The sequence below is a fragment of the Streptomyces sp. RLA012 genome, assembly GCF_056270325.1.
In genome coordinates this window covers 3,373,414-3,395,614 of the sequence record NZ_JBWDPA010000002.1, presented here as the reverse complement: position 1 = coordinate 3,395,614, position 22,201 = coordinate 3,373,414, and the positions used below count along the sequence as shown (strand labels likewise).

Sequence of the window (22,201 nt, the reverse complement as noted above, 5' to 3'; positions counted from 1 at the left end):
CCTTCGAAGCACCGTGCAGCATCCTTTGCAGCACATCGGTAAGCATTCGGCCCCTGTCGCAGCGCCCGCGCCGCGACAGGGGCCGTTTGTTCCTTCGGTGGTTCGTGTCCACCGGGCGGCCTTCGACCGTGCCCCCGTCCGGGTGACGCGAGCACGAGGTAACCTTCGGGCGTCGTTCCCGTGCGCCCCTCCGGAGGAGTCCCGTGCCCGAGTTGCCCGAGGTCGAAGTCGTACGGCGCGGCCTGGAGCGCTGGGTCAGCGGGCGGGCGGTGTCGTCGGTCGAGGTGCGGCATCCGCGGGCCGTACGGCGGCATCTGGCGGGGCCCGAGGGCTTTGCGAAGGCACTCGCGGGCCAGCACGTCGGCTCGGCCATGCGCCGCGGCAAATACCTCTGGCTGCCCCTCGAAGACTCCCCGTACTCCGTCCTCGCGCACCTCGGCATGAGCGGCCAGCTCCTGGTGCAGCCCGAGGAGGCCCCGGACGAGAAGCACCTGCGCATCCGCATCCGCTTCGACGACACCCGGACGCCCGCTCCCGCCGGGGCCGAGGGCACCGAACTGCGCTTCGTCGACCAGCGCACCTTCGGCGGGCTCTCCCTGCACGAGAACACCCCGGACGGTCTCCCGGACGTCATCGCGCACATCGCCCGAGACCCGCTGGACCCCCTCTTCGACGACGCCGCGTTCCACACGGCCCTGCGCGCCCGCCGTACGACGATCAAGCGCGCCCTGCTCGACCAGTCGCTGATCAGCGGGGTCGGCAACATCTACGCGGACGAGGCGCTGTGGCGCTCCAAGCTGCACTACGAGCGCCCGGTGAGCACCTTCACCCGGTCGCGCACCGCCGAACTCCTCGACCACATCCGCGACGTCATGAACGACGCCCTCGCCGCCGGCGGCACCAGCTTCGACAGCCTGTACGTCAACGTCAACGGCGAGTCCGGGTACTTCGACCGCTCGCTCGACGCGTACGGCCGCGAGGGCGAGCCCTGCCGCCGCTGCGGGACGCCGATGCGGCGGCGGGCCTGGATGAACCGGTCCAGCTACTTCTGCCCGCGCTGCCAGCGTCCGCCGCGCCTCACGCCGTAGTCCTGAAGACCCTCAGAAGTCAGCTCGCACGCCTCTCGTCGTAGTGCTCACGGGCCTTGAGGACGTCGTCCATGCGGCCCTCCACGAAGCGGAGGAGGGTCAGCAGGCGCTCGGAGACCTCGCGGCCGAGCGGCGTGAGGGTGTAGTCGACCCGCGGCGGGTTCGTGGGCTGCGCCTCGCGGTGCACCAGACCGTCGCGCTCCAGTGCGTGCAGCGTCTGGGAGAGCATCTTCTCGCTGACGCCGTCGACCCGGCGGCGCAACTCGTTGAAACGGAACGTGCCCTCGTGCAGCGCTCCGAGCGTGAGCGATCCCCAGCGTCCGGTCACGTGCTCCAGCGTGACCCGCGACGGGCAGTCGCGCGCGAACACGTCGTACGCGAGGTCCTGACACTCACCGCTCTCGGCGGTCCGCGCGGTGCGTTCCATGGGCTCACCATACTCCGGCGCAGCGCTAACCAATAGATTGCACTAACAATTTGTTAGTGCTCGCTCGGTGAGCCCGTGGTGCGTCCGCACGACAGAGCCGCGCCCCTCGTGCACGGAGGGACGCGGCTGTCGTTCGCCGGGGAGCGCTGTCGTCGTACCGAGGTACGGGGGAGCGCTGTCGTCGGCTAGTAGCCGAAGTCCTGCGTCCACCAGGGACCGCCGGTGCCGAGCTCCACGCCCACGCCCAGGGTCTTGAAGTCGCAGTTCAGGATGTTGGCGCGGTGGCCGGCGCTGTTCATCCAGGCGTCCATGACGGCGGCCGCGTCGGCCTGGCCGCGGGCTATGTTCTCGCCGCCGAGGCTGGTGATCCCGGCCTTCGCCGCCCGGTCCCAGGGGCTGAGTCCGCTCGGGTCGGTGTGGTCGAAGAAGTTGCGCGCGGCCATGTCCTCGCTGAAGGCCGTGGCGAGGTCCGTCAGCGCGCTGCTCGCCGTCACCGGGCTGCAGCCGACCTTGGCCCGCTCCTCGTTGACCAGCCTGAGCACCTCGGCCCCGGCCGCGGCTTCGGCGGACACGGTGACCGGGGCGGTGGTCACCGGCGCCTGCGTCTTCGAGGCCTGGCCGGGCGGAGTCGCGGGCTTCTTCGCGTTGGCGGCCTTGCCCGGCTTGGTGGTGGTGGGCTCCACGGTGGGCGTCGCCGCCGGCGCGCTCGCCGAGGCCGAGGGGGCCACCGAGGGGGAGGCGGACCGATCGGCGTCACGGCTCGTCGAGGTGCCCTCGCGGTCGTCCGCGCTCGCACTGCCCGACGTACCGCCCTGCTCGGTCTCCTGGCCGGACGGGGAGCCCACGGCCTGCACGCTGTCGGAGTTGCTGCCACCGCCGCCGAGCGAGTAGTTCTCGGTGCCGGGCAGCACACCGGCCGCGACGGCCACGGTGCCCAGCGCCACGGCTGCCGAGACACCGAGCAGACCCGCGCGTACCGGGATCGCGCCCTTCCGCTTGCGGTGCGAGCGGGCAGCGGCGGTCGGCGGAAGGTCGGCGACCGCGGCATAGCCGTACAGGTTCTCCGGCCCGTAACTTTCTGTAACAGGCCCGCGCGTACCGGTGACCCCGGTGGCACTGCCCGTGGCGGCGCGGCGGGCGGCGGAGCCTCCGTGGCGTCCCATCTCCTGGCCTTCCTCATTCCTTCGGTCAGCGTCCCTCACTCAAAAGAGTGAGTTTCATATGAGACTCATTGGGTCGGGACGGTACCGCATGGCGCAGGGGGAGGAAGTGCCCGGAGAGACTTTGTCCGGTTAGCGTGCAGCCATGAACGAGGTTGTACGACTGGTCGTCTGGGTGCGCGGGCGGGTCCAAGGGGTGGGTTTCCGCTGGTTCACGCGGGCCAAGGCCCTGGAGATCGGCGGCCTGAGTGGTTTTGCTCTCAATCTGGACGACGGACGGGTCCAGGTGGTCGCCGAAGGCCCGCGGGCCGGATGCCAGGGGCTGCTGGACTGGCTCCAGGGGGACGACACACCCGGGCGTGTGGAGGGAGTCACTGAGATCTGGGACACGCCCCGGGGGATCTACGACGACTTCGCGATTCGATGACGGCGACCCGTACAACGCCCCAGGCGGAAGCGGTATGGCATGCCACTGGCACCTGCCAGAAGCAGAAATGACCTGGTGGTTGCCAAGAACGGCTCGGCGTGGCAGGCTCCGCGGAGAAGGGTGATCTCCCTATCTCCAGAGCCCCGCAGAAGTCGCAGCGCAGCCGTCCAGAGGGCCGCGCGACACCGGGTTGCCCGCCGATGCAGGGCGTGATCGTGTTGACCGTCAAACTTTTTGGTGAGACGCTGAAAGCCCCGCGCACCTTAGCTGTTTGGCATGTGGAACGGCAGCACCAATTTAGCAAGTGTCAAGCATCGCGGGTGCGATTCCCTCACGACCCATCGACCCACACCGTTTCGGTCGGTCACTCAGTGTGGAGGACCATCCATCATGGCAAAGGCGCTTCTCGGTTACGTCGGCGGTTCCGACCCGCGACTCATTGCCGAGATGCGACGGCTCCAGCAGCGCGTCCAGGACCTCGAATCCGAGCTTGTACGGATCCAGGCCGAGAACGACGCGCTCGCGGCTGCCGCTTCTCACGACTCGCTTCTCGAGAGCATCGACGTACCCCAGGCGGAGCCTGCGCTCACCTGATCACTGCACCGCACCACGACAGCAGTGGTTGGGCGGCCCGTATCAACCGCTAAGTTGTCAGATTTGCAAGGGACGCCTCTCAGGCGTCCCTTCTTCTTTCCCCCGCGTGCCCTCCCACTCTCTTTAACGTCTGGTGTGCCCTGCACGTTCAGGGGTGAAACCGCGGGTTCATGGAGTGAGACCGGCCCGAAAGGTAGAGTCCGGCGGCGTGCACCTTAAGGCCCTGACCCTGCGCGGGTTCAAATCGTTCGCCTCGGCGACCACGCTGCGGTTCGAGCCGGGCATCACCTGTGTCGTGGGCCCCAATGGTTCCGGCAAGTCCAACGTCGTGGACGCCCTGAGCTGGGTGATGGGCGAGCAGGGGGCCAAGTCGCTGCGCGGCGGCAAGATGGAGGACGTCATCTTCGCCGGCACCACCGGGCGGCCGCCGCTCGGCCGGGCCGAGGTCTCCCTGACCATCGACAACTCCGACGGCGCGCTGCCCATCGAGTACGCCGAGGTCACCATCACGCGGATCATGTTCCGCAACGGTGGCAGCGAGTACCAGATCAACGGTGACACCTGTCGGCTCCTCGACATCCAGGAACTCCTGTCCGACTCCGGCATCGGCCGCGAGATGCACGTCATCGTCGGGCAGGGCCAGCTCGACTCCGTCCTGCACGCCGACCCGATGGGGCGCCGCGCGTTCATCGAGGAGGCCGCGGGCGTCCTGAAGCACCGCAAGCGCAAGGAGAAGGCGCTGCGGAAACTGGACGCGATGCAGGCGAACCTGGCCCGCGTCCAGGACCTCACCGACGAACTGCGCCGCCAGCTCAAACCGCTGGGCCGGCAGGCCGCCGTCGCGCGCCGCGCCGCCGTCATCCAGGCCGACCTGCGCGATGCCCGTCTGCGTCTGCTCGCGGACGATCTCGTACGACTCCGGGGGGCCCTGCAGACCGAGATTGCCGACGAGGCCGCGCTCAAGGAGCGCAAGGAGACCGCCGAGGCCGAGCTGAAGAAGGCGCTCCAGCGGGAGGCCCTCCTGGAGGACGAGGTACGCCGGCTGACGCCGCGTCTGCAGCGCGCCCAGCAGACCTGGTACGAACTCTCGCAGCTCGCCGAGCGGGTGCGTGGCACGATCTCGCTCGCCGACGCGCGGGTGAAGAGTGCCACGTCGGTGCCCGCCGAGGAGCGGCGCGGGCGCGACCCCGAGGACATGGAGCGCGAGGCCGCACGGATCCGTGAGCAGGAGGCCGAACTCGAAGCGGCCCTGGAGGCGGCCGAGCACGCCCTTGAGGACACGGTCGCGCACCGGGCGGAGCTGGAGCGCGAGCTCGCCGTCGAGGAGCGCCGTCTCAAGGACGTGGCCCGCGCCATCGCCGACCGCCGCGAGGGCCTGGCCCGTCTCAACGGTCAGGTCAACGCCGCGCGTTCACGGGCCGCCTCCGCGCAGGCCGAGATCGACCGCCTCGCCACCGCCCGTGACGAGGCCCAGGAGCGGGCGTCCACGGCGCAGGAGGAGTACGAGCAGCTGAAGGCCGAGGTCGACGGCCTCGACGCCGACGACGCGGAACTGACGGAGCGGCACGAGGCGGCCCGACGGGAGCTGTCCGAGGCGGAGGCCGCGCTGAGCGCCGCCCGTGAGGCGGCCACCGCGGCCGAGCGCGGGCGCGCCGCGACCCGGGCCCGCCACGAGGCTCTCGCGCTCGGGCTGCGCCGCAAGGACGGCACGGGAGCGCTGCTGGGGGCGAGGGACCGCCTCACGGGGCTCCTCGGCCCCGCGGCCGAGCTGCTGTCCGTCACCCCTGGGCACGAGGTCGCGCTCGCCGCCGCCCTCGGCGCCGCGGCGGACGCCATCGCGGTGACCACCCCCGCCTCGGCCGCCGAGGCCATCCGCCTGCTGCGCAAACAGGACGCGGGCCGGGCGGCACTGCTGCTGGCGGGCGCGCCGGAGCAGGGAGCACCCGAGGCCGAGGGCGTCGGCGGGAGGGGTCGGCACCCGGCGGCAGGCACCGCGGGTGGCAGCGCTCCCGGTACGGCGCCCGGCGACGGCCACCCCGACGGGCGTGACGTTTCTGCCGACCTGTGGCGCCCCTCCGCGGCCTCTCCGTACGACGACGCCTGCGGCGACGTACCCGCGAACACCGCGCCCGGCGACGTACGCCCACAACCCCACCCCACCGGCCCTCCGTACGCCGCCGACCTCGTCCGTGGTCCCGTCGATCTCATGCCCGCCGTACGGCGGCTGCTGCGCGGGATCGTGGTGGTCGGCACGCTGGAGGACGCGGAGGATCTCGTCTACGCGCGGCCCGAACTCACGGCGGTCACCGCCGAGGGCGACGTGCTCGGTGCGCACTTCGCGCACGGCGGGTCCGCCGGGGCGCCCAGCCTGCTCGAAGTACAGGCGTCCGTGGACGAGGCGGCCGCCGAGCTCGAAGAGCTCGCCGTGCGGTGCGAGGAGTTGGCCGAGGCCCAGCGTCTGGCCACCGAGCGCCGCAAGGAGCGGGCCGCGCTCGTCGAGGAGCTGGGGGAGCGGCGGCGGGCCGCCGAGCGGGAGAAGTCCTCCGTGGCCCAGCAGTTGGGGCGGCTGGCCGGACAGGCACGGGGCGCGGCCGGGGAGGCCGAGCGGAGTACCGCTGCCGCCGCCCGGGCGCAGGAGGCGCTCGACCGGGCCGTGGAGGAGGCGGAGGAGCTGGCCGAGCGGCTCGCCGTGGCCGAGGAGATGCCGGTGGAGGAGGAGCCCGACACCGCCGTACGGGATCGGCTCGCCGCGGACGGCGCCAACGCGCGGCAGACCGAGATGGAGGCCCGCCTCCAGGTGCGGACGCACGAGGAGCGGGTCAAGGGGCTCGCGGGGCGGGCCGACGGGCTCGACCGGGCCGCGCGGGCGGAACGTGAGGCACGCGCGCGTGCCGAGCAGCGCCGCGCCCGGCTGCGGCACGAGGCTGCGGTCGCCGAGGCCGTCGCCTCCGGGGCGCGGCAGCTGCTCGCGCACGTGGAGGTCTCGCTGAGCCGGGCCGAGGAGGAGCGCACCGCGGCGGACACGGCCAAGGCCCGCCGTGAGCAGGGCCTGGTCGCCGCCCGCAACGAAGGCCGCGATCTCAAGGCGGAGCTCGACAAACTCACGGATTCGGTTCACCGTGGCGAGGTACTCGGCGCCGAGAAGCGGCTGCGGATAGAGCAGCTGGAGACGAAGGCGCTGGAGGAGCTCGGAGTCGAACCGGCGGGGTTGGTCGCGGACTACGGTCCGGACCAGCTCGTGCCGCCCTCGCTCCCCGCCGAGGGCGAGGAACTGCCGGAGGATCCGGAGCACCCGCGCAACCGGCCCCGGCCGTTCCACCGTGCCGAGCAGGAGCGGCGGCTCAAGTCGGCCGAGCGTGCCTACCAGCAGCTGGGCAAGGTCAACCCGCTCGCGCTGGAGGAGTTCGCCGCGCTGGAGGAGCGTCACAAGTTCCTCAGCGAGCAGCTGGAGGACCTCAAGAAGACGCGGACCGATCTGCTGCAGGTGGTGAAGGAGGTCGACGAGCGTGTCGAACAGGTCTTCGCCGAGGCGTTCTGGGACACGGCCCGGGAGTTCGAGGGCGTCTTCGGCCGGCTCTTCCCCGGCGGCGACGGACGGCTGATCCTGACCGACCCCGACAACATGCTCACCACGGGTGTGGACGTCGAGGCGCGGCCCCCGGGCAAGAAGGTGAAGCGGCTGTCCCTGCTCTCCGGTGGGGAGAGGTCTCTCACCGCCGTCGCGCTCCTCGTGTCGATCTTCAAGGCGCGGCCGAGTCCCTTCTATGTGATGGACGAGGTCGAGGCGGCGCTCGACGACACCAACCTGCAACGGCTGATCCGGATCATGCAGGAGCTGCAGGAGGCCTCCCAGCTGATCGTCATCACGCACCAGAAGCGCACGATGGAGGTCGCCGACGCGCTGTACGGCGTCTCCATGCAGGGCGACGGTGTGTCGAAGGTCATCAGCCAGCGGCTCCGCTAGATGCGTGTAGCCCACACCGGTCGTGACCTGGGCTTCTGAGTGAGTTCAAGTAGTGAACGCTTGATGGTCACCTAGGGGCAGAAAATTCACAGCTACCCACCTGTTGACTTCGAAACTTGAAGGCATAGTCTCTGCAACGTTGCTTTTACCTTCAGGTGGTGGCTGGCGAAAAGTTATGCGCCACTGGAACCACCACCGAAGGGCTTGCCCCCACACGCCCGGCAGTGAAGCCGGGTGGCCCGAGGAGTTTTACGTGACCAGCACTGCGCAGGCACCTCAATCCGGAGCCCGAGTAGCTCATCCCGAGCATCTCGGCCATGTCATCTTCATCGCGGCGGCGGCCGCGATGGGCGGCTTCCTCTTCGGCTACGACAGTGCCGTGATCAACGGCGCCGTCGAAGCCATCCGAAGCCGCTACGACATCGGCTCCGCGGCGCTGGCACAGGTCATCGCCATCGCGCTGATCGGCTGCGCCATCGGCGCGGCGACCGCGGGCCGCATAGCCGACCGCATCGGCCGCATCCGCTGCATGCAGATCTCCGCCGTGCTCTTCACGATCAGTGCCGTCGGTTCCTCGCTGCCGTTCGCGCTCTGGGACCTCGCCTTCTGGCGGATCATCGGCGGGTTCGCCATCGGTATGGCCTCCGTCATCGGCCCCGCCTACATCGCCGAGGTCGCCCCGGCCGCGTACCGCGGACGCCTCGGCTCCTTCCAGCAGGCCGCGATCGTCATCGGCATCGCCATCTCGCAGCTCGTCAACTGGGGCATCCTGAACGCCGCCGGCGGCGACCAGCGCGGCAAGCTCATGGGCATCGAGGCCTGGCAGGTCATGCTCGGCGTCATGGTCGTCCCGGCCGTTCTCTACGGTCTGCTCTCCTTCGCGATCCCCGAGTCGCCGCGCTTCCTGATCTCCGTGGGCAAGCACGACCGCGCCCGTGACGTGCTCAAGGAGGTCGAGGGCGACAAGATCGACCTGAACGCCCGCGTCACTGAGATCGAGCACGCCATGAAGAGCGAGCACAAATCGACCTTCAAGGACCTGCTCGGCGGCGGCTTCTTCTTCAAGCCGATCGTCTGGATCGGCATCGGCCTCTCGGTCTTCCAGCAGTTCGTCGGCATCAACGTCGCGTTCTACTACTCCTCGACGCTGTGGCAGTCGGTCGGTGTCGACCCCTCGCAGTCGTTCTTCTACTCGTTCACGACGTCGATCATCAACATCATCGGCACCGTGATCGCCATGATCTTCGTCGACCGGATCGGCCGCCGGCCGCTCGCGCTCATCGGCTCCGTGGGCATGGTCATCGGTCTCGCGCTGGAGGCCTGGGCCTTCTCGTACCACCTCGTGGACGGCAAGCTGCCCGCCGCCCAGGGCTGGACCGCCCTGGTCGCCGCGCATGTCTTCGTCCTCTTCTTCGCCCTCTCCTGGGGTGTCGTGGTCTGGGTCTTCCTCGGCGAGATGTTCCCGAACAAGATCCGCGCCGCCGCCCTCGGTGTCGCCGCCTCCGCGCAGTGGATCGCCAACTGGGCCATCACCGCGAGCTTCCCGTCGCTGGCCGACTGGAACCTCTCCGCGACCTACGTGATCTACACGATCTTCGCCGCGCTCTCCATCCCTTTCGTGCTCAGGTACGTGAAGGAGACCAAGGGCAAGACGCTGGAGGAGATGGGCTGAGCCCCGAGCCTTCCGAAGAGGCCCCGAAACTCGGGGAGAAGGGCCAAGTCCCCGCTGCCCCTCTCCTCGTACTCGTAAGAGACGTACTGCCCCGGCTCGGCCGCGCGGGCCCCTAGAGGCCTTCGAGGTCCTTGAGCCGGGGCAGTACGTTTTCGCAGAACAGGTGCAGACCGCGCCAGCCCTCGTCGATCGGCATCCCGCCGGACAGCGGGTGCAGCACGTAGTTGTCGAGGCCCTGCGCCACGCACTGGTCGGGCGTCAGGATCCGGTACACGCCCTCGGCGCGCAGCTCCTCGACCGTCGTGGCCGCCGACTTCACCGCCGAGCGGATCTCGCCGGACTGCCAGGAGGCGTACGTCCGCGCCTCGTGCAGGAAGTGCCCGCCGTACTCGGCCCACGCCCGGTCCGGGTCCTCGGCGAGGTGCAGCAGCGGGGTCTCGGCGGCGGGCATCAGGGTCCAGCCGTCGGTGCCGTACTCGACGAGCCGCTCCTTGTAGTACGCCTCCAGCTCCGGGAGGTGTGCGCTGGGGAAGAACGGCAGCCCGAGCCGGGCGGCGCGCCGGGCCGCGGCCCTGGACGAACCACCGACCAGCAGCAGGGGGTGCGGATCGGAGAAAGGGCGCGGTGTGACCCGTACCGTGCGCCCCTGGTACGTGAACTCCTCGCCGGTCCACGCCTTCAGCACCGTCTCCAGGAGTTCGTCCTGGAGACGGCCGCGCCGCTTCCAGTCGACGCCGAAGAGGGCGTACTCCTCGGGCCGGTAGCCGATGCCCGCCACGGTCACCAGCCGTCCGCCGCTGAGCAGATCGAGTACGGCGATGTCCTCGGCGAGGCGCAGCGGATCGTGCAGCGGGCCGATGATCGCGGAGACGGTGACCGCGAGGTGCCGGGTCGCCCCGAAGACCGCGCCGGCGAAGGTGAACGGCGAGGGCAGCCAGTTGTTGGCGACGCCGTGGTGCTCCTCGGTCTGCACGGTGGTGATGCCGCGCTCGTCGGCGTACGTGGCCATCTCGACCACGGCCTTGTAGCGGGCGCTCAGCGACGCGGGGGTCGCGCCGGGGTCGACGAGGTTGAACCGTACGACGGTCACGGGCATGGGAAGCCCCCCCTTCGGAAGTGGCGGTGTGGAGGGGGACGGTAGTTGACGGTGCGTCAGACAGCCATAGTCGCGCGCTCTTTCGCGAGCCGAGCCACGGGTGCCACCGCGGGCTTGGGCAGGACCACGTACAGCGCGAAGGAGACGGCGATGGTCGCCACCCAGCCGAGGCCGTACTCGCCGACCGGGTTGTTCGACGCCAGTGGTCCCGTGAACCAGTCGGACGTCGTGAACAGCAGTCCCGAGCCGAGGCCGAGCGCCCACGCCGTGACCGCGGCCGGGCTGAAGCCGCCCCGGTACCAGTAGGCACTGGCGCGCGTGGTGTCGAGCAGGGCCCCGGCGTCGTACTCCCCACGGCGCAGCATGTCCGCGCCGAAGACGCCCGCCCAGGCCGAGAACGCGACCGCGAGCAGCGACAGGAACGCGATGAACGAGCCGGTGAAGGAGGCCGCGGCCAGCATCAGGACGCCACCGAGGACGAGTGAGATCACGGCGTTGACCGAGACGGCCCAGTACCGCGGCACCCTGATGCCGAGGGTCTGCGCGGTGAAGCCCGCCGAATACATCGACATCGCGTTGATCAGCACCATGCCGACCAGGGCGATGAGCAGATAGGGCACCGCGATCCACCGCGGCAGGGTCGTCCCGAGGAAGGAGACCGGATCGGCGGCCGACGCCAGGTCCGGTGTCGAGACCGCCATCACCGCGCCCATCAGGATCAGCGGGAGGACGACGATGCCGGCGCCGCCCACGGAGTTGCGCACCACCGCCGCGGACGAGGCCGTGCGCGGCAGATGGCGCGTGAAGTCGGGCGCCGACGGCACCCAGCTGATGCCACCGGCCGCGATCAGCCCCACCCCCGTGATCATCAGTGACGTCGGGCCCGCCGACCGCCCGAAGACCTTGCCCCAGTCGGCGTCCATGACCAGATGGGCGAGGACGAGCAGGGAGAAGGCGCCGAAGAGGTACGTGGCCCACTTGTTGCACTTCTGGACGGCCTTGATGCCGAGGCCCGAGATCGCGAACGTGGCGACCACGAAGAGCAGCAGCGTCGCGACGATCAGGAAGGTGTTGCTCTTGATGCCGAAGAGGATGTCCAGGACGGTGAGCAGGGCGTAGGCACCGATCACCGCGTTGATGGTCTCCCAGCCCCAGCGGGCGATCCAGATCAGCGAGCCGGGCAGCAGATTCCCGCGCTGGCCGAAGACCGCCCGGGACAGGGCCATACCGGGCGCGCCGCCCCGCTTGCCCGCGATACCGATCAGACCGACCAGGCCGTACGACACGACCGGCGCTGCCACGCCCACGACCAGGGCCTGCCAGAAGTTGAGCCCGTAGGAGACGGCCAGGGTCGCGCCCATGGTCAGCAGCAGAACGGTGATGTTGGCGGCGATCCAGGTGGGGAGGAGCTCGCGGGTTCTCGCATGCCGCTCGCAGTCGGGGACCGGCTCGATGCCGCGGGTTTCCAGGGTGCCGTGCGCGGGTGGGTCGAGGGCGCCATCGGAGCGGTCGGTGGTCCTCATGGAAATTAAGCATACTTTGTCTGCTTTTGTGCTTTTGTTATATCTGTTGACATGTGTCCTCGGAGGAAGCCACGGAATCCCTCCGGCGGCACGGAGAATCCCTCCCAGGAGGGCGATGGCTGATACTGGGGGACGTTATGGAAACCGTCATCCTTGCTGTAGTCATCGCCGTGGTCGTGATCGCCGCACTCGGCGGGCTCGTCATCGGCAGCCGGCGCAGGAAGCCGCTGCCCCCGGCGCCCCCCACGACGCCCGACATCACCGCCCCTCCGGCCGAGCCGCACATCGGCGACGAGGCCGAGACCCCGCGCGACGAAGCGCGCCGGACGATAGAGGAGGTGGATCTCCCGGACGGCTCGGCGGCGGCGCCGGTCGCCGTCGAGGAGCCCGTACCCGTTGTCGAAGCCCCCGCGATCGAGATCCCGGAGCCGACCGCCGGGCGCCTGGTGCGACTGCGCGCCCGGCTCTCCCGCTCGCAGAACGCGCTCGGCAAGGGGCTGCTCACGCTGCTCTCGCGCGAGCATCTCGACGAGGACACCTGGGAGGAGATCGAGGACACGCTGCTCACCGCCGATGTCGGCGTGCAGCCCACCCAGGAGCTCGTCGAGCGGCTGCGTGAGCGCGTGAAGGTGCTCGGTACGCGGACGCCCGTCGAACTGCGCGCGCTGCTGCGCGAGGAACTGCTCCAGTTGCTCGTCCCCGAGTTCGACCGCGTGGTGAAGACCGACTCGAACCTCGACACCCCGGGCATCGTGATGGTCGTCGGTGTCAACGGCACCGGGAAGACCACCACCACCGGCAAGCTCGCCCGTGTGCTCGTCGCCGACGGCAAGAACGTGGTGCTCGGCGCCGCCGACACCTTCCGTGCCGCCGCCGCCGACCAGCTGCAGACCTGGGGCGAGCGCGTCGGAGCCCGCACCGTGCGTGGCCCCGAGGGCGGCGACCCCGCCTCGGTCGCCTTCGATGCGGTCAAGGAGGGCATCGAGGAGGGTGCGGACGTCGTCCTCATCGACACCGCGGGCCGGCTCCACACCAAGACCGGTCTGATGGACGAGCTCGGCAAGGTCAAGCGCGTCGTCGAGAAGCACGCTCCCCTCGACGAGGTGCTGCTCGTCCTGGACGCCACGACCGGCCAGAACGGTCTCGTCCAGGCCCGTGTCTTCGCCGAGGTCGTCGACATCACCGGCATCGTGCTGACCAAGCTCGACGGCACCGCGAAGGGCGGCATCGTGATCGCGGTCCAGCGCGAGCTGGGTGTGCCGGTCAAGCTGGTGGGCCTGGGCGAGGGCGCGGACGATCTGGCGCCGTTCGAGCCGGAGGCGTTCGTTGACGCCCTTGTCGGAGAGTGAGCAGGTACTGAATTCAGTACCTTCCGAACCTTCCGAAAGAAGCGCCCGTCCCCATGACGAAGTGGGGAGCGGGCGCTTTGCCGTGCGGTGACGGTTATGCGCGCGACCGGTGCGCCACGTACGCCAGCGTGCCCAGCAGCAGCCGCGCCTGCGGCGGCTTCGTCGCCGAGTCGAGCGCGGGGGAGCGCAGCCAGCGGACCGGGCCGAGCCCCGCGCGGTCGGAGGGCGGGGCCGTCACGAACGTACCGGGGCCGAGGCCGTGCAGGTCGAGGGAGGCGTCGTCCCAGCCCATCCGGTAGAGCAGCTCGGGCAGCTCGGCCGCCGCACCGGGGGCGACGAAGAAGTGGGCGCGGCCGTCCGGGCTCGCGGTGACCGGACCGGTGGGCAGCCCCATCCGCTCCAGGCGGACGAGCGCGCGGCGCCCGGCGGCCTCGGCGACCTCGATCACGTCGAAGGCGCGGCCGACCGGCAGCATCACCGCGGCACCCGGGAACTCGCCCCAGGCCTCGGAGGCCTCGTCGAGCGTGGCGCCCGCTTCGAGCACCGGTGCGAAGGACAGCGGATGCGCTCCCGGCGCGGCGCAGTCGGTCCTGCCGCAGGAGCAGACGCTCGCGCCGGCCCGGGCGCCGGGCACCACGTCCCAGCCCCACAGCCCGGTGAACTCGGCCACCGCGGTGCACTCTGACGAGCGACCGCGGCGACGGGAGCCGGGCCGGATTTCGCGCATCCCCCGACTGCTGCCGATCGTGAAGCCCATGCCCCCTCCAACGGGTCCAATGCGCCGACGGTTACGCCATGAACGCGAAACGTTACTCAGTGTGTTCCCGTCCCCGGATGCCGGGCGGTTTCCCACGCGGTCCCGGCGGCGCCCGGAAGCACCCCGAGTGGTGTGCCCGGCAGCGCGCGCCCCCGAATGCATCGTTCCGCCACTTCTGGCTGTCCTATGTCAAGTGAATCGCGTACAGGCGATCAGGAGTTCATTCGAAGGGGTGGCGAATGGTGGCGTTTCCGGGATCGCCATGGCTGGACGCGTGATCGTAGGATTACTTTGAGTGCACGAGTCCTGGGGACGTATGCACTCGTGGGTATGCCGGAGGCAAGTCGGCTCCCCGTTCGAAGGGTGAGAACTACCGGGCGTGCGGCCGTATTTACCGGCATTCTGATAGGGCTTGGCGCACGCAGCGTACAAGTGGTCTCAGGGATGGGGGCGTTCCAGTGGGCGGCAACGGCGGAAGCGGTACGAACGCTGACAAGCGCCCGAATGAGCTGTTGGGCTCGTGGTTCGTGCGCAGTGGCTGGTCGAAGGGCGAGCTGGCTCGGCAGGTGAACCGCAGGGCCCGTCAGTTGGGGGCCAACCACATCTCCACGGACACCTCACGGGTGCGTCGCTGGCTGGACGGCGAGAATCCGCGCGAGCCGATCCCGCGGATCCTGTCCGAGCTGTTCTCCGAGCGGTTCGGCTGTGTGGTGGCCGTCGAGGATCTCGGTCTGCGCGCCGCCCACCAGTCACCTTCCGTGTCCGGTGTCGACCTGCCCTGGACCGGCCCGCAGACCGTGGCGCTGATCAGCGAGTACTCACGCAGTGACCTGATGCTCGCGCGGCGCGGCTTCCTCGGCAGCTCGCTGGCCCTCGCCGCGGGCCCGGCCCTCATCGAGCCCATGCAGCGCTGGCTGGTGCCCTCGTCCACCGCGCCCCAGGAGGAGCCCGAGTCCCCGGCCGCCGCGCGCCGCCCCGGCCGGCTCTCCCAGCCGGAGCTGGACCTCCTGGAGTCCACCACGGTGATGTTCCGGCAGTGGGACGCCCAGTGCGGCGGCGGGCTGCGCCGCAAGGCGGTGGTCGGCCAGCTGCACGAGGTGACGGACCTGCTCCAGGAGCCGCAGCCCGGTGCGACCAGCAAACGCCTGTTCAAGGTCGCCGCCGAGCTGGCCGAGCTGGCGGGCTGGATGAGCTACGACGTGGGGCTGCAGCCGACCGCGCAGAAGTACTTCGTGCTCGCCCTGCACGCGGCCAAGGAGGCGGGCGACAAGTCGCTGGGCTCGTACATCCTCTCCAGCATGAGCCGTCAGATGATCCACCTCGGGCGGCCCGACGACGCGCTCGAACTCATCCACCTCGCGCAGTACGGCAGCCGTGACTGCGCGAGCCCGCGCACCCAGTCCATGCTGTATGCGATGGAGGCCCGCGCCTACGCCAACATGGGACAGCCCGGGAAGTGCAAGCGGGCCGTCCGGATGGCCGAGGACACCTTCGAGGACGTCCACGAGTGGGACGACCCGGACCCCGACTGGATCCGCTTCTTCTCGCTGGCCGAGCTGCACGGCGAGAACTCGCACTCCTACCGCGACCTGGCGTACGTCGCGGGCCGCAGCCCCGCCTACGCCTCGCTCGCCGAGCCCCTGATGCGGCAGGCCGTCGACCTCTTCGCCAAGGACGACGAGCACCAGCGTTCGTACGCACTCAATCTCGTCGGCATGGCCACCGTGCACCTGCTGCGGCGCGAGCCCGAGGAGAGTGCGGTATTGGCCAAGGAGGCGATGGGGATCGCCAAGAAAGTGCGCTCCGAGCGCGTCAACACTCGTATCCGAAAGACGGTCGACACGGCCGTCCGTGACTTCGGTGACCTCGCGACGATCGTGGACCTCACCGAACAGCTCGCCGTCGACCTTCCCGAGACCGCGGAAGCGGTCTGAGCCCGGCCGCGAAAGCGGTCCGATCCCAGTACCCCGGCCACGGCCGGTCGTCCCGAACCGCCCGACTCGGCTCCCCCATGCCAGGTCATCGGACGACCAGTCGTGGCCGGTTTATTTGCCTTCTGGGAAGGTTGCGCCACGATAACGATCGCTCCGCCCGGTATCAGGCAGTTCATGAACGTGTAACACACGAGGTGCCTTCGTCACTGTGGCGAAACATCGAGGGGCGTCGACGGAAACCGCGCTGCGTCAATCTCATGGCGCATAACCGGCCCACCCCTCATGACCGCTCAGGCTTCGCCCGCACGGGGCCGTACCAACGACGAGGAGACGCCGATGGCACCAGCCATCACGCTTGCCGCAGAAGCTCCCAAGCTCTCGGCCGCCAACACCGGGTTCATGCTCATCTGTTCCGCCCTGGTGCTGATCATGACCCCCGGCCTCGCCTTCTTCTACGGAGGCATGGTCCGTGTCAAGAGCACCCTGAACATGCTGATGATGAGCTTCATCAGTATGGGGATCATCACGATCCTGTGGGTCCTGTACGGCTTCTCCCTCGCCTTCGGCACGGACAAGGGCTCGTTCATCGGGTGGACCTCCGACTGGGTCGGCCTCAGCAACATCGGCCTGACCGAGCTGTGGCCCGGGTACACCATCCCGGTCTTCGTCTTCATGGTCTTCCAGCTGATGTTCGCCATCATCACGCCCGCGCTGATAAGCGGTGCGCTGGCGGACCGCGTGAAGTTCACCGCGTGGTCGCTGTTCATCGCGCTGTGGGCCACGGTCGTCTACTTCCCCGTCGCCCACTGGGTCTGGGGCACCGGTGGCTGGGCCTTCGACCTGGGCGTCATCGACTTCGCCGGTGGTACGGCGGTCCACATCAACGCGGGTGCCGCGGCGCTCGGCGTGATCCTGGTCATCGGCAAGCGCGTCGGCTTCAAGAAGGACCCGATGCGTCCGCACAGCCTCCCGCTGGTGATGCTCGGCTCCGGTCTGCTGTGGTTCGGCTGGTTCGGATTCAACGCCGGTTCGTGGCTCGGCAACGACGACGGCGTCGGCGCGCTGATGTTCGTCAACACGCAGATCGCCACCGCGGCCGCCATGCTGGCCTGGCTCATCTACGAGAAGATCCGCCACGGCGCGTTCACCACGCTGGGCGCCGCCTCCGGCGCGGTCGCCGGCCTGGTCGCCATCACCCCGTCCGGTGGCGCGGTCTCCCCGCTCGGCGCGATCGCCGTCGGCGCCATCGCCGGTGTCCTGTGCGCCATGGCCGTCGGCCTGAAGTACAAGTTCGGCTACGACGACTCCCTCGACGTGGTCGGCGTCCACCTCGTCGGCGGTGTCATCGGCTCCCTGCTGATCGGTTTCTTCGCCAGCGGCAAGGGCCAGTCCACGGTCGAGGGCCTCTTCTACGGCGGCGGTCTCACCCAGTTCTGGAAGCAGTGCGCCGGTGTCTTCGCCGTCCTCGGCTACTCCCTCGTCGTCTCCGCGATCCTCGCCTTCGTCATCGACAAGACGATGGGCATGCGGGTCACCGAGGACGAGGAGATCGCCGGCATCGACCAGGCCGAGCACGCCGAGACCGCATACGACTTCAGTGGAGCGGGCGGCGGCATCGTCGGCGGCTCGGTTTCCGCCCTCGCGGGTACGGCGAGCAAGAAGGTGGACGCATGAAGCTCATCACGGCCGTCGTGAAGCCCCACCGGCTCGACGAGATCAAGGAGGCCCTGCAGGCCTTCGGCGTACACGGTCTGACGGTCACCGAAGCCAGCGGCTACGGTCGGCAGCGGGGTCACACCGAGGTCTACCGTGGTGCTGAGTACACCGTCGACCTGGTGCCCAAGATCCGCATCGAGGTACTGGCCGAGGACGACGACGCCGAACAGCTGATCGACGTCATCGTGAAGGCGGCCCGCACCGGCAAGATCGGTGACGGCAAGGTGTGGTCCCTCCCGGTCGAGACGGCCGTCCGGGTCCGCACCGGCGAGCGCGGCCCGGACGCGCTCTAAACGGAAGAACAGAACAGGAGCCACTGGGTGACGAGTACGGAGATGCCTACGGAAGCAGAGGACTCGGGACCCAGCGGCTACGCGGCGGCCCGGCTGCGCCTCCTCCAGGAGGGGGCGCAGTCCGGGCCGCCGCGCCGTGCTGCCCTCGCCGAACTCACGGACGAGTGGCTGACCGGCCTGTTCAGCTCGGGCGCCGAGGGCCTGCGCGGCGTCTCACTCGTCGCCGTCGGCGGCTACGGCCGCGGCGAACTCTCCCCACGCAGCGATCTCGACCTGCTGCTCCTGCACGACGGCGCCGACTCCGGCACGGTCGCCGCCCTCGCCGACCGCATCTGGTACCCCGTCTGGGACCTGGGCCTGGCCCTCGACCACTCGGTCCGTACGCCGGGGGAGGCACGCAAGACCGCGGGCGACGACCTCAAGGTGCAGCTCGGCCTGCTGGACGCCCGCCACATCGCGGGTGACCTCGGCCTCACCGCCGGACTGCGTACGGCCGTCCTCGCCGACTGGCGCAACCAGGCGCCGAAACGTCTGCCCGAACTCCAGGAGCTCTGCGCCGAGCGCGCCGAGCGCCAGGGTGAGCTGCAGTACCTGCTGGAACCCGACCTGAAGGAGGCGCGCGGCGGCCTCCGCGACGCCACCGCCCTGCGCGCCGTCGCCGCCTCCTGGCTCGCGGACGCGCCCCGTGAGGGCCTCTCCGACGCCCGCCGCAGGCTCCTGGACGTCCGTGACGCCCTCCACCTGACCACCGGCCGCGCCACCGACCGCCTCGCGCTCCAGGAACAGGACCAGGTCGCCGCCGAGCTCGGACTCCTGGACGCCGACACACTCCTGCGCCAGGTGTACGAGGCCGCGCGCGTCGTTTCGTACGCCAGTGATGTCACCTGGCGCGAGGTCGGGCGCGTGCTCAAGTCGCGCGCCGTGCGGCCGCGGCTGCGCGCCATGCTCGGCGGCGGCGCCAAGCCCGCCGCGGAGCGCTCACCGCTCGCCGAGGGTGTGGTCGAGATGGACGGTGAGGTGGTGCTCGCCCGCGCCGCACGCCCCGAGCGCGACCCCGTGCTCCCGCTGCGTGCCGCGGCCGCCGCCGCGCAGGCGGGTCTCCCGCTCTCCCTGCACGCCGTACGGCGCATGGCGGCCGTCGCGCGCCCGCTGCCCACACCCTGGCCCGCCGAGGCCCGGGAACAGCTCGTCACGCTGCTCGGCTCGGGCCGCCCGACCATCGAGGTCTGGGAGGCGCTGGAGGCCGAGGGGCTGATCACCCGGCTGCTGCCCGACTGGGAGCGGGTGCGCTGCCGCCCGCAGCGCAACGCCGTACACATCTGGACCGTCGACCGCCATCTCATCGAGACGGCCGTCCGCGCCTCCGAACTGACCCGCCGCGTGGGCCGCCCCGACCTCCTCCTCGTCTCCGCCCTGCTGCACGACATCGGCAAGGGCTGGCCCGGCGACCACTCCGTGGCCGGCGAGATCATCGCCCGGGACGTGGCCACCCGCATCGGCTTCGACCGCGCGGACGTGGCGGTCCTCGCCACCCTCGTACGCCATCACCTGCTGCTCATCGACACGGCGACCCGGCGCGATCTGGAGGACCCGGCGACCGTCCGCTCGGTCGCCGAGGCGGTCGGCTCGCAGGGCACCCTCGAACTGCTGCACGCGCTCACCGAGGCGGACGCGCTGGCGACCGGGCCCGCCGCCTGGTCCTCCTGGCGCGGTTCCCTCGTCGCCGACCTGGCCAAGAGGGTCGCGGCCGTGCTCGCCGGGGACGCCCCCGAGGAGCCGGAGGACGCCGCGCCCACGGCCGAGCAGGAGCGGCTCGCCATCGAGGCGTTCCGTACCGGTGGCCCCGTGCTGTCGCTGCGCGCGCAGACCGAGCCGCCCACCGAGGAGGAAGCCTCCGGCGATCCCGAACCCCTGGGCGTGGAACTGCTCATCGCCGTGCCCGACCAGCCCGGGGTGCTTCCCACGGTCGCCGGTGTCCTCGCGATGCACCGCCTGACCGTGCGCACGGCGGAACTGCGCGCCCTGGACCTGCCCGACGGCGTCGAGGGCTCGGTGCTCCTGCTCAACTGGCGGGTCGCCGCCGAGTACGGCTCCCTGCCGCAGGCCGCCCGGCTGCGCGCCGACCTCGTGCGCGCCCTGGACGGCTCCCTGGACATCGCGGCCCGGCTCGCCGAGCGCGACGCGGCCTATCCGCGCCGCCGGGGCACCATCGCGCCACCGCCCCGGGTGACGGTCGCCTCCGCCGCCTCCCGCCACGCGACCGTCATCGAGGTCCGCGCCCACGACGCCCCCGGCCTGCTGCACCGCATCGGCCGGGCGCTGGAGGACGCGAGCGTACGGGTGCGCAGCATGCATGTGTCCACCCTCGGCGCCAATGCCGTGGACGCCTTCTACGTGACCGGTCCCAAGGGTGCGCCGCTGCCCGCCGAGGAGGCGGTTTCGGTGGCGCGGGGGCTGGAGGAGATGCTGCGGGGGTGACCTCGCGGTCATGTCATCCGTTCACCGGATGCGGCCCCCGCTGACGTGGGGGCCACCACCCCTGTCCGGTATTCATACCGGGCAGGGGTCACCAACCCTTTTCGGGCAGATACCCTGGAGGGCAACCCAAACCGCCCCCGACTCCGAGGACCGACGCCACCGTGTTCGATACCCTCTCAGACCGCCTGAGCGCGACTTTCAAAAACCTCCGCGGGAAAGGCCGGCTCTCCGAGGCGGACATCGACGCCACGGCCCGCGAGATCCGTATCGCGCTCCTGGAAGCCGATGTGGCCCTGCCGGTCGTCCGGACGTTCATCAAGAACGTGAAGGAGCGGGCACTCGGGAGCGAGGTCTCCAAGGCCCTCAACCCTGCCCAGCAGGTCCTGAAGATCGTGAACGACGAGCTCGTCACGATCCTCGGCGGCGAGACCCGCCGTCTCCGGTTCGCCAAGAACCCGCCCACCGTGATCATGCTCGCGGGTCTGCAGGGTGCCGGTAAGACCACGCTCGCCGGAAAGCTCGGCAAGTGGCTCAAGGACCAGGGCCACTCCCCGCTCCTGGTCGCCGCCGACCTCCAGCGCCCGAACGCCGTCAACCAGCTCAGCGTCGTCGCGGAGCGCGCCGGGGTGGCCGTCTACGCCCCCGAGCCGGGCAACGGCGTCGGCGACCCGGTCAAGGTCGCCAGGGACTCCATGGAGTTCGCGAAGACCAAGGTCCACGACATCGTGGTCGTGGACACCGCCGGCCGTCTCGGCATCGACCAGGAGCTGATGCAGCAGGCCGCGGACATCCGCGACGCCGTCAGCCCCGACGAGATCCTCTTCGTCGTCGACGCGATGATCGGTCAGGACGCGGTCAACACGGCCGAGGCCTTCCGTGACGGCGTCGGCTTCGACGGCGTCGTCCTGTCGAAGCTCGACGGTGACGCCCGCGGTGGTGCCGCGCTCTCCATCGCCTCGGTCACCGGCAAGCCGATCATGTTCGCGTCGAACGGCGAGAAGCTCGACGACTTCGACGCCTTCCACCCGGACCGGATGGCCTCCCGCATCCTCGACATGGGTGACCTGCTCACCCTGATCGAGCAGGCGGAGAAGACGTTCAGCCAAGAAGAGGCCGAGAAGATGGCCTCCAAGCTGGCGTCCAAGAAGGGCGAGGACTTCACCCTGGACGACTTCCTGGCCCAGATGGAACAGGTCAGGAAGATGGGCAGCATCAGCAAGCTGCTCGGCATGCTCCCGGGCATGGGTCAGATCAAGGACCAGATCAACAACCTCGACGAGCGCGACGTCGACCGCACGGCCGCCATCATCAAGTCGATGACGCCGGGCGAGCGCCAGGAGCCGACGATCATCAACGGCTCCCGCCGTGCCCGTATCGCCAAGGGCTCCGGCGTCGAGGTGAGCGCCGTGAAGGGCCTGGTCGAGCGCTTCTTCGAGGCCCGCAAGATGATGTCCCGCATGGCCCAGGGCGGCGGCATGCCGGGAATGCCCGGGATGCCGGGCATGGGTGGCGGCCCCGGCCGTGCCAAGAAGAAGCAGAAGACGGCCAAGGGCAAGCAGCGCTCCGGCAACCCGATGAAGCGCAGGCAGCAGGAGGAAGAGGCCGCGGCGCGTCGCGAGGCGGGCGCCCAGCCCGGCGGCGCCTTCGGCCTCCCGGCCGGCCAGCAGGCCCAGGACTTCGAGCTGCCGGACGAGTTCAAGAAGTTCATGGGCTGACGGTTCGT

16 protein-coding genes are annotated in these 22,201 nt (G+C 70.2%); 11 read left to right on the top strand and 5 right to left on the bottom strand.

Features of this window, described 5'->3' with window-relative positions:
- Positions 1-203: 203 nt before the first annotated feature.
- A complete protein-coding gene (gene mutM / locus RV986_RS15355) occupies positions 204-1,088 on the top strand; it encodes a bifunctional DNA-formamidopyrimidine glycosylase/DNA-(apurinic or apyrimidinic site) lyase (protein WP_475917945.1) in 885 nt (294 codons plus the stop codon).
- Between the two features lie 19 nt (positions 1,089-1,107).
- On the opposite strand, the gene RV986_RS15350 is transcribed toward mutM, so the two are convergent.
- Positions 1,108-1,515: a winged helix-turn-helix transcriptional regulator gene (locus tag RV986_RS15350; protein ID WP_475917944.1), complete on the bottom strand. Its 408-nt coding sequence runs from the start codon at positions 1,513-1,515 to the stop codon at positions 1,108-1,110.
- 185 nt (positions 1,516-1,700) lie between these two features.
- Positions 1,701-2,678 carry a CAP domain-containing protein gene (locus RV986_RS15345; RefSeq protein WP_475917943.1) on the bottom strand — a complete coding sequence of 326 codons (978 nt, stop codon included), beginning with the start codon at positions 2,676-2,678 and terminating at the stop codon, positions 1,701-1,703.
- A 142-nt stretch (positions 2,679-2,820) separates the two neighbouring features.
- On the opposite strand from RV986_RS15345, the gene RV986_RS15340 reads away from it, so the two are divergent.
- The 4 genes from RV986_RS15340 to RV986_RS15325 all read left to right on the top strand — a co-directional run bounded on the left by RV986_RS15340 (position 2,821) and on the right by RV986_RS15325 (position 9,332).
- Positions 2,821-3,102 carry an acylphosphatase gene (locus RV986_RS15340; protein ID WP_475917942.1) on the top strand — a complete coding sequence of 94 codons (282 nt, stop codon included), beginning with the start codon at positions 2,821-2,823 and terminating at the stop codon, positions 3,100-3,102.
- A 390-nt stretch (positions 3,103-3,492) separates the two neighbouring features.
- A complete protein-coding gene (locus tag RV986_RS15335) occupies positions 3,493-3,696 on the top strand; it encodes a hypothetical protein (protein ID WP_028802434.1) in 204 nt (67 codons plus the stop codon).
- Positions 3,697-3,904: 208 nt separating this feature from the next.
- Entirely contained in the window at positions 3,905-7,660 is a 3,756-nt protein-coding gene (locus tag RV986_RS15330) for an AAA family ATPase (protein WP_475917941.1), read from the top strand.
- Between the two features lie 253 nt (positions 7,661-7,913).
- Positions 7,914-9,332: a sugar porter family MFS transporter gene (locus RV986_RS15325; protein WP_475917940.1), complete on the top strand. Its 1,419-nt coding sequence runs from the start codon at positions 7,914-7,916 to the stop codon at positions 9,330-9,332.
- 112 nt (positions 9,333-9,444) lie between these two features.
- On the opposite strand, the gene RV986_RS15320 is transcribed toward RV986_RS15325, so the two are convergent.
- Both RV986_RS15320 and RV986_RS15315 read right to left on the bottom strand, forming a co-directional pair.
- Positions 9,445-10,428 (bottom strand): LLM class flavin-dependent oxidoreductase, encoded by a 984-nt coding sequence (locus RV986_RS15320; protein WP_475917939.1) that lies wholly within the window; start codon positions 10,426-10,428, stop codon positions 9,445-9,447.
- Between the two features lie 56 nt (positions 10,429-10,484).
- Positions 10,485-11,951 carry a cytosine permease gene (locus RV986_RS15315; protein WP_475917938.1) on the bottom strand — a complete coding sequence of 489 codons (1,467 nt, stop codon included), beginning with the start codon at positions 11,949-11,951 and terminating at the stop codon, positions 10,485-10,487.
- Positions 11,952-12,088: 137 nt separating this feature from the next.
- Between RV986_RS15315 and ftsY the strand changes: the two genes are divergently transcribed.
- On the top strand, positions 12,089-13,300 hold the full coding sequence (gene ftsY / locus RV986_RS15310; RefSeq protein ID WP_475917937.1) for a signal recognition particle-docking protein FtsY: 1,212 nt from the start codon (positions 12,089-12,091) through the stop codon (positions 13,298-13,300).
- 94 nt (positions 13,301-13,394) lie between these two features.
- Here the strand turns inward: ftsY and RV986_RS15305 are convergent, their stop codons facing one another.
- Positions 13,395-14,057 (bottom strand): bifunctional DNA primase/polymerase, encoded by a 663-nt coding sequence (locus tag RV986_RS15305; RefSeq protein WP_475917936.1) that lies wholly within the window; start codon positions 14,055-14,057, stop codon positions 13,395-13,397.
- A 458-nt stretch (positions 14,058-14,515) separates the two neighbouring features.
- Between RV986_RS15305 and nsdA the strand changes: the two genes are divergently transcribed.
- The 5 genes from nsdA to ffh all read left to right on the top strand — a co-directional run bounded on the left by nsdA (position 14,516) and on the right by ffh (position 22,193).
- A complete protein-coding gene (nsdA, locus tag RV986_RS15300) occupies positions 14,516-15,991 on the top strand; it encodes a transcriptional repressor NsdA (RefSeq protein ID WP_475917935.1) in 1,476 nt (491 codons plus the stop codon).
- Positions 15,992-16,327: 336 nt separating this feature from the next.
- Positions 16,328-17,665, top strand: a complete 1,338-nt coding sequence (locus tag RV986_RS15295) for an ammonium transporter (RefSeq protein WP_475917934.1) — start codon at positions 16,328-16,330, stop codon at positions 17,663-17,665.
- A complete protein-coding gene (locus RV986_RS15290; protein WP_003997576.1) occupies positions 17,662-18,000 on the top strand; it encodes a P-II family nitrogen regulator in 339 nt (112 codons plus the stop codon). Before RV986_RS15295 ends, RV986_RS15290 begins: the two co-directional genes overlap by 4 nt.
- A 42-nt stretch (positions 18,001-18,042) precedes the next feature.
- Positions 18,043-20,478, top strand: coding sequence for a [protein-PII] uridylyltransferase (locus RV986_RS15285; protein WP_475917933.1), 2,436 nt, complete (start codon positions 18,043-18,045; stop codon positions 20,476-20,478).
- Positions 20,479-20,639: 161 nt separating this feature from the next.
- The gene (ffh, locus tag RV986_RS15280; protein ID WP_475917932.1) at positions 20,640-22,193 is read left to right on the top strand and encodes a signal recognition particle protein; all 1,554 of its coding nucleotides are present in this window, start codon (positions 20,640-20,642) and stop codon (positions 22,191-22,193) included.
- Positions 22,194-22,201: the final 8 nt, after the last annotated feature.

Excerpts from the sequence above, each read along its gene's own strand:
- ftsY (WP_475917937.1), top strand. The coding sequence starts at position 12,089 with ATGGAAACCGTCATCCTTGCTGTAGTCATCGCCGTGGTCGTGATCGCC.
- RV986_RS15305 (WP_475917936.1), bottom strand. The coding sequence starts at position 14,057 with ATGGGCTTCACGATCGGCAGCAGTCGGGGGATGCGCGAAATCCGGCCC.
- RV986_RS15295 (WP_475917934.1), top strand. The coding sequence starts at position 16,328 with ATGGCACCAGCCATCACGCTTGCCGCAGAAGCTCCCAAGCTCTCGGCC.
- RV986_RS15335 (WP_028802434.1), top strand. The coding sequence starts at position 3,493 with ATGGCAAAGGCGCTTCTCGGTTACGTCGGCGGTTCCGACCCGCGACTC.
- RV986_RS15320 (WP_475917939.1), bottom strand. The coding sequence starts at position 10,428 with ATGCCCGTGACCGTCGTACGGTTCAACCTCGTCGACCCCGGCGCGACC.
- RV986_RS15340 (WP_475917942.1), top strand. The coding sequence starts at position 2,821 with ATGAACGAGGTTGTACGACTGGTCGTCTGGGTGCGCGGGCGGGTCCAA.
- RV986_RS15290 (WP_003997576.1), top strand. The coding sequence starts at position 17,662 with ATGAAGCTCATCACGGCCGTCGTGAAGCCCCACCGGCTCGACGAGATC.
- RV986_RS15315 (WP_475917938.1), bottom strand. The coding sequence starts at position 11,951 with ATGAGGACCACCGACCGCTCCGATGGCGCCCTCGACCCACCCGCGCAC.
- RV986_RS15345 (WP_475917943.1), bottom strand. The coding sequence starts at position 2,678 with ATGGGACGCCACGGAGGCTCCGCCGCCCGCCGCGCCGCCACGGGCAGT.
- RV986_RS15285 (WP_475917933.1), top strand. The coding sequence starts at position 18,043 with ATGCCTACGGAAGCAGAGGACTCGGGACCCAGCGGCTACGCGGCGGCC.
- RV986_RS15350 (WP_475917944.1), bottom strand. The coding sequence starts at position 1,515 with ATGGAACGCACCGCGCGGACCGCCGAGAGCGGTGAGTGTCAGGACCTC.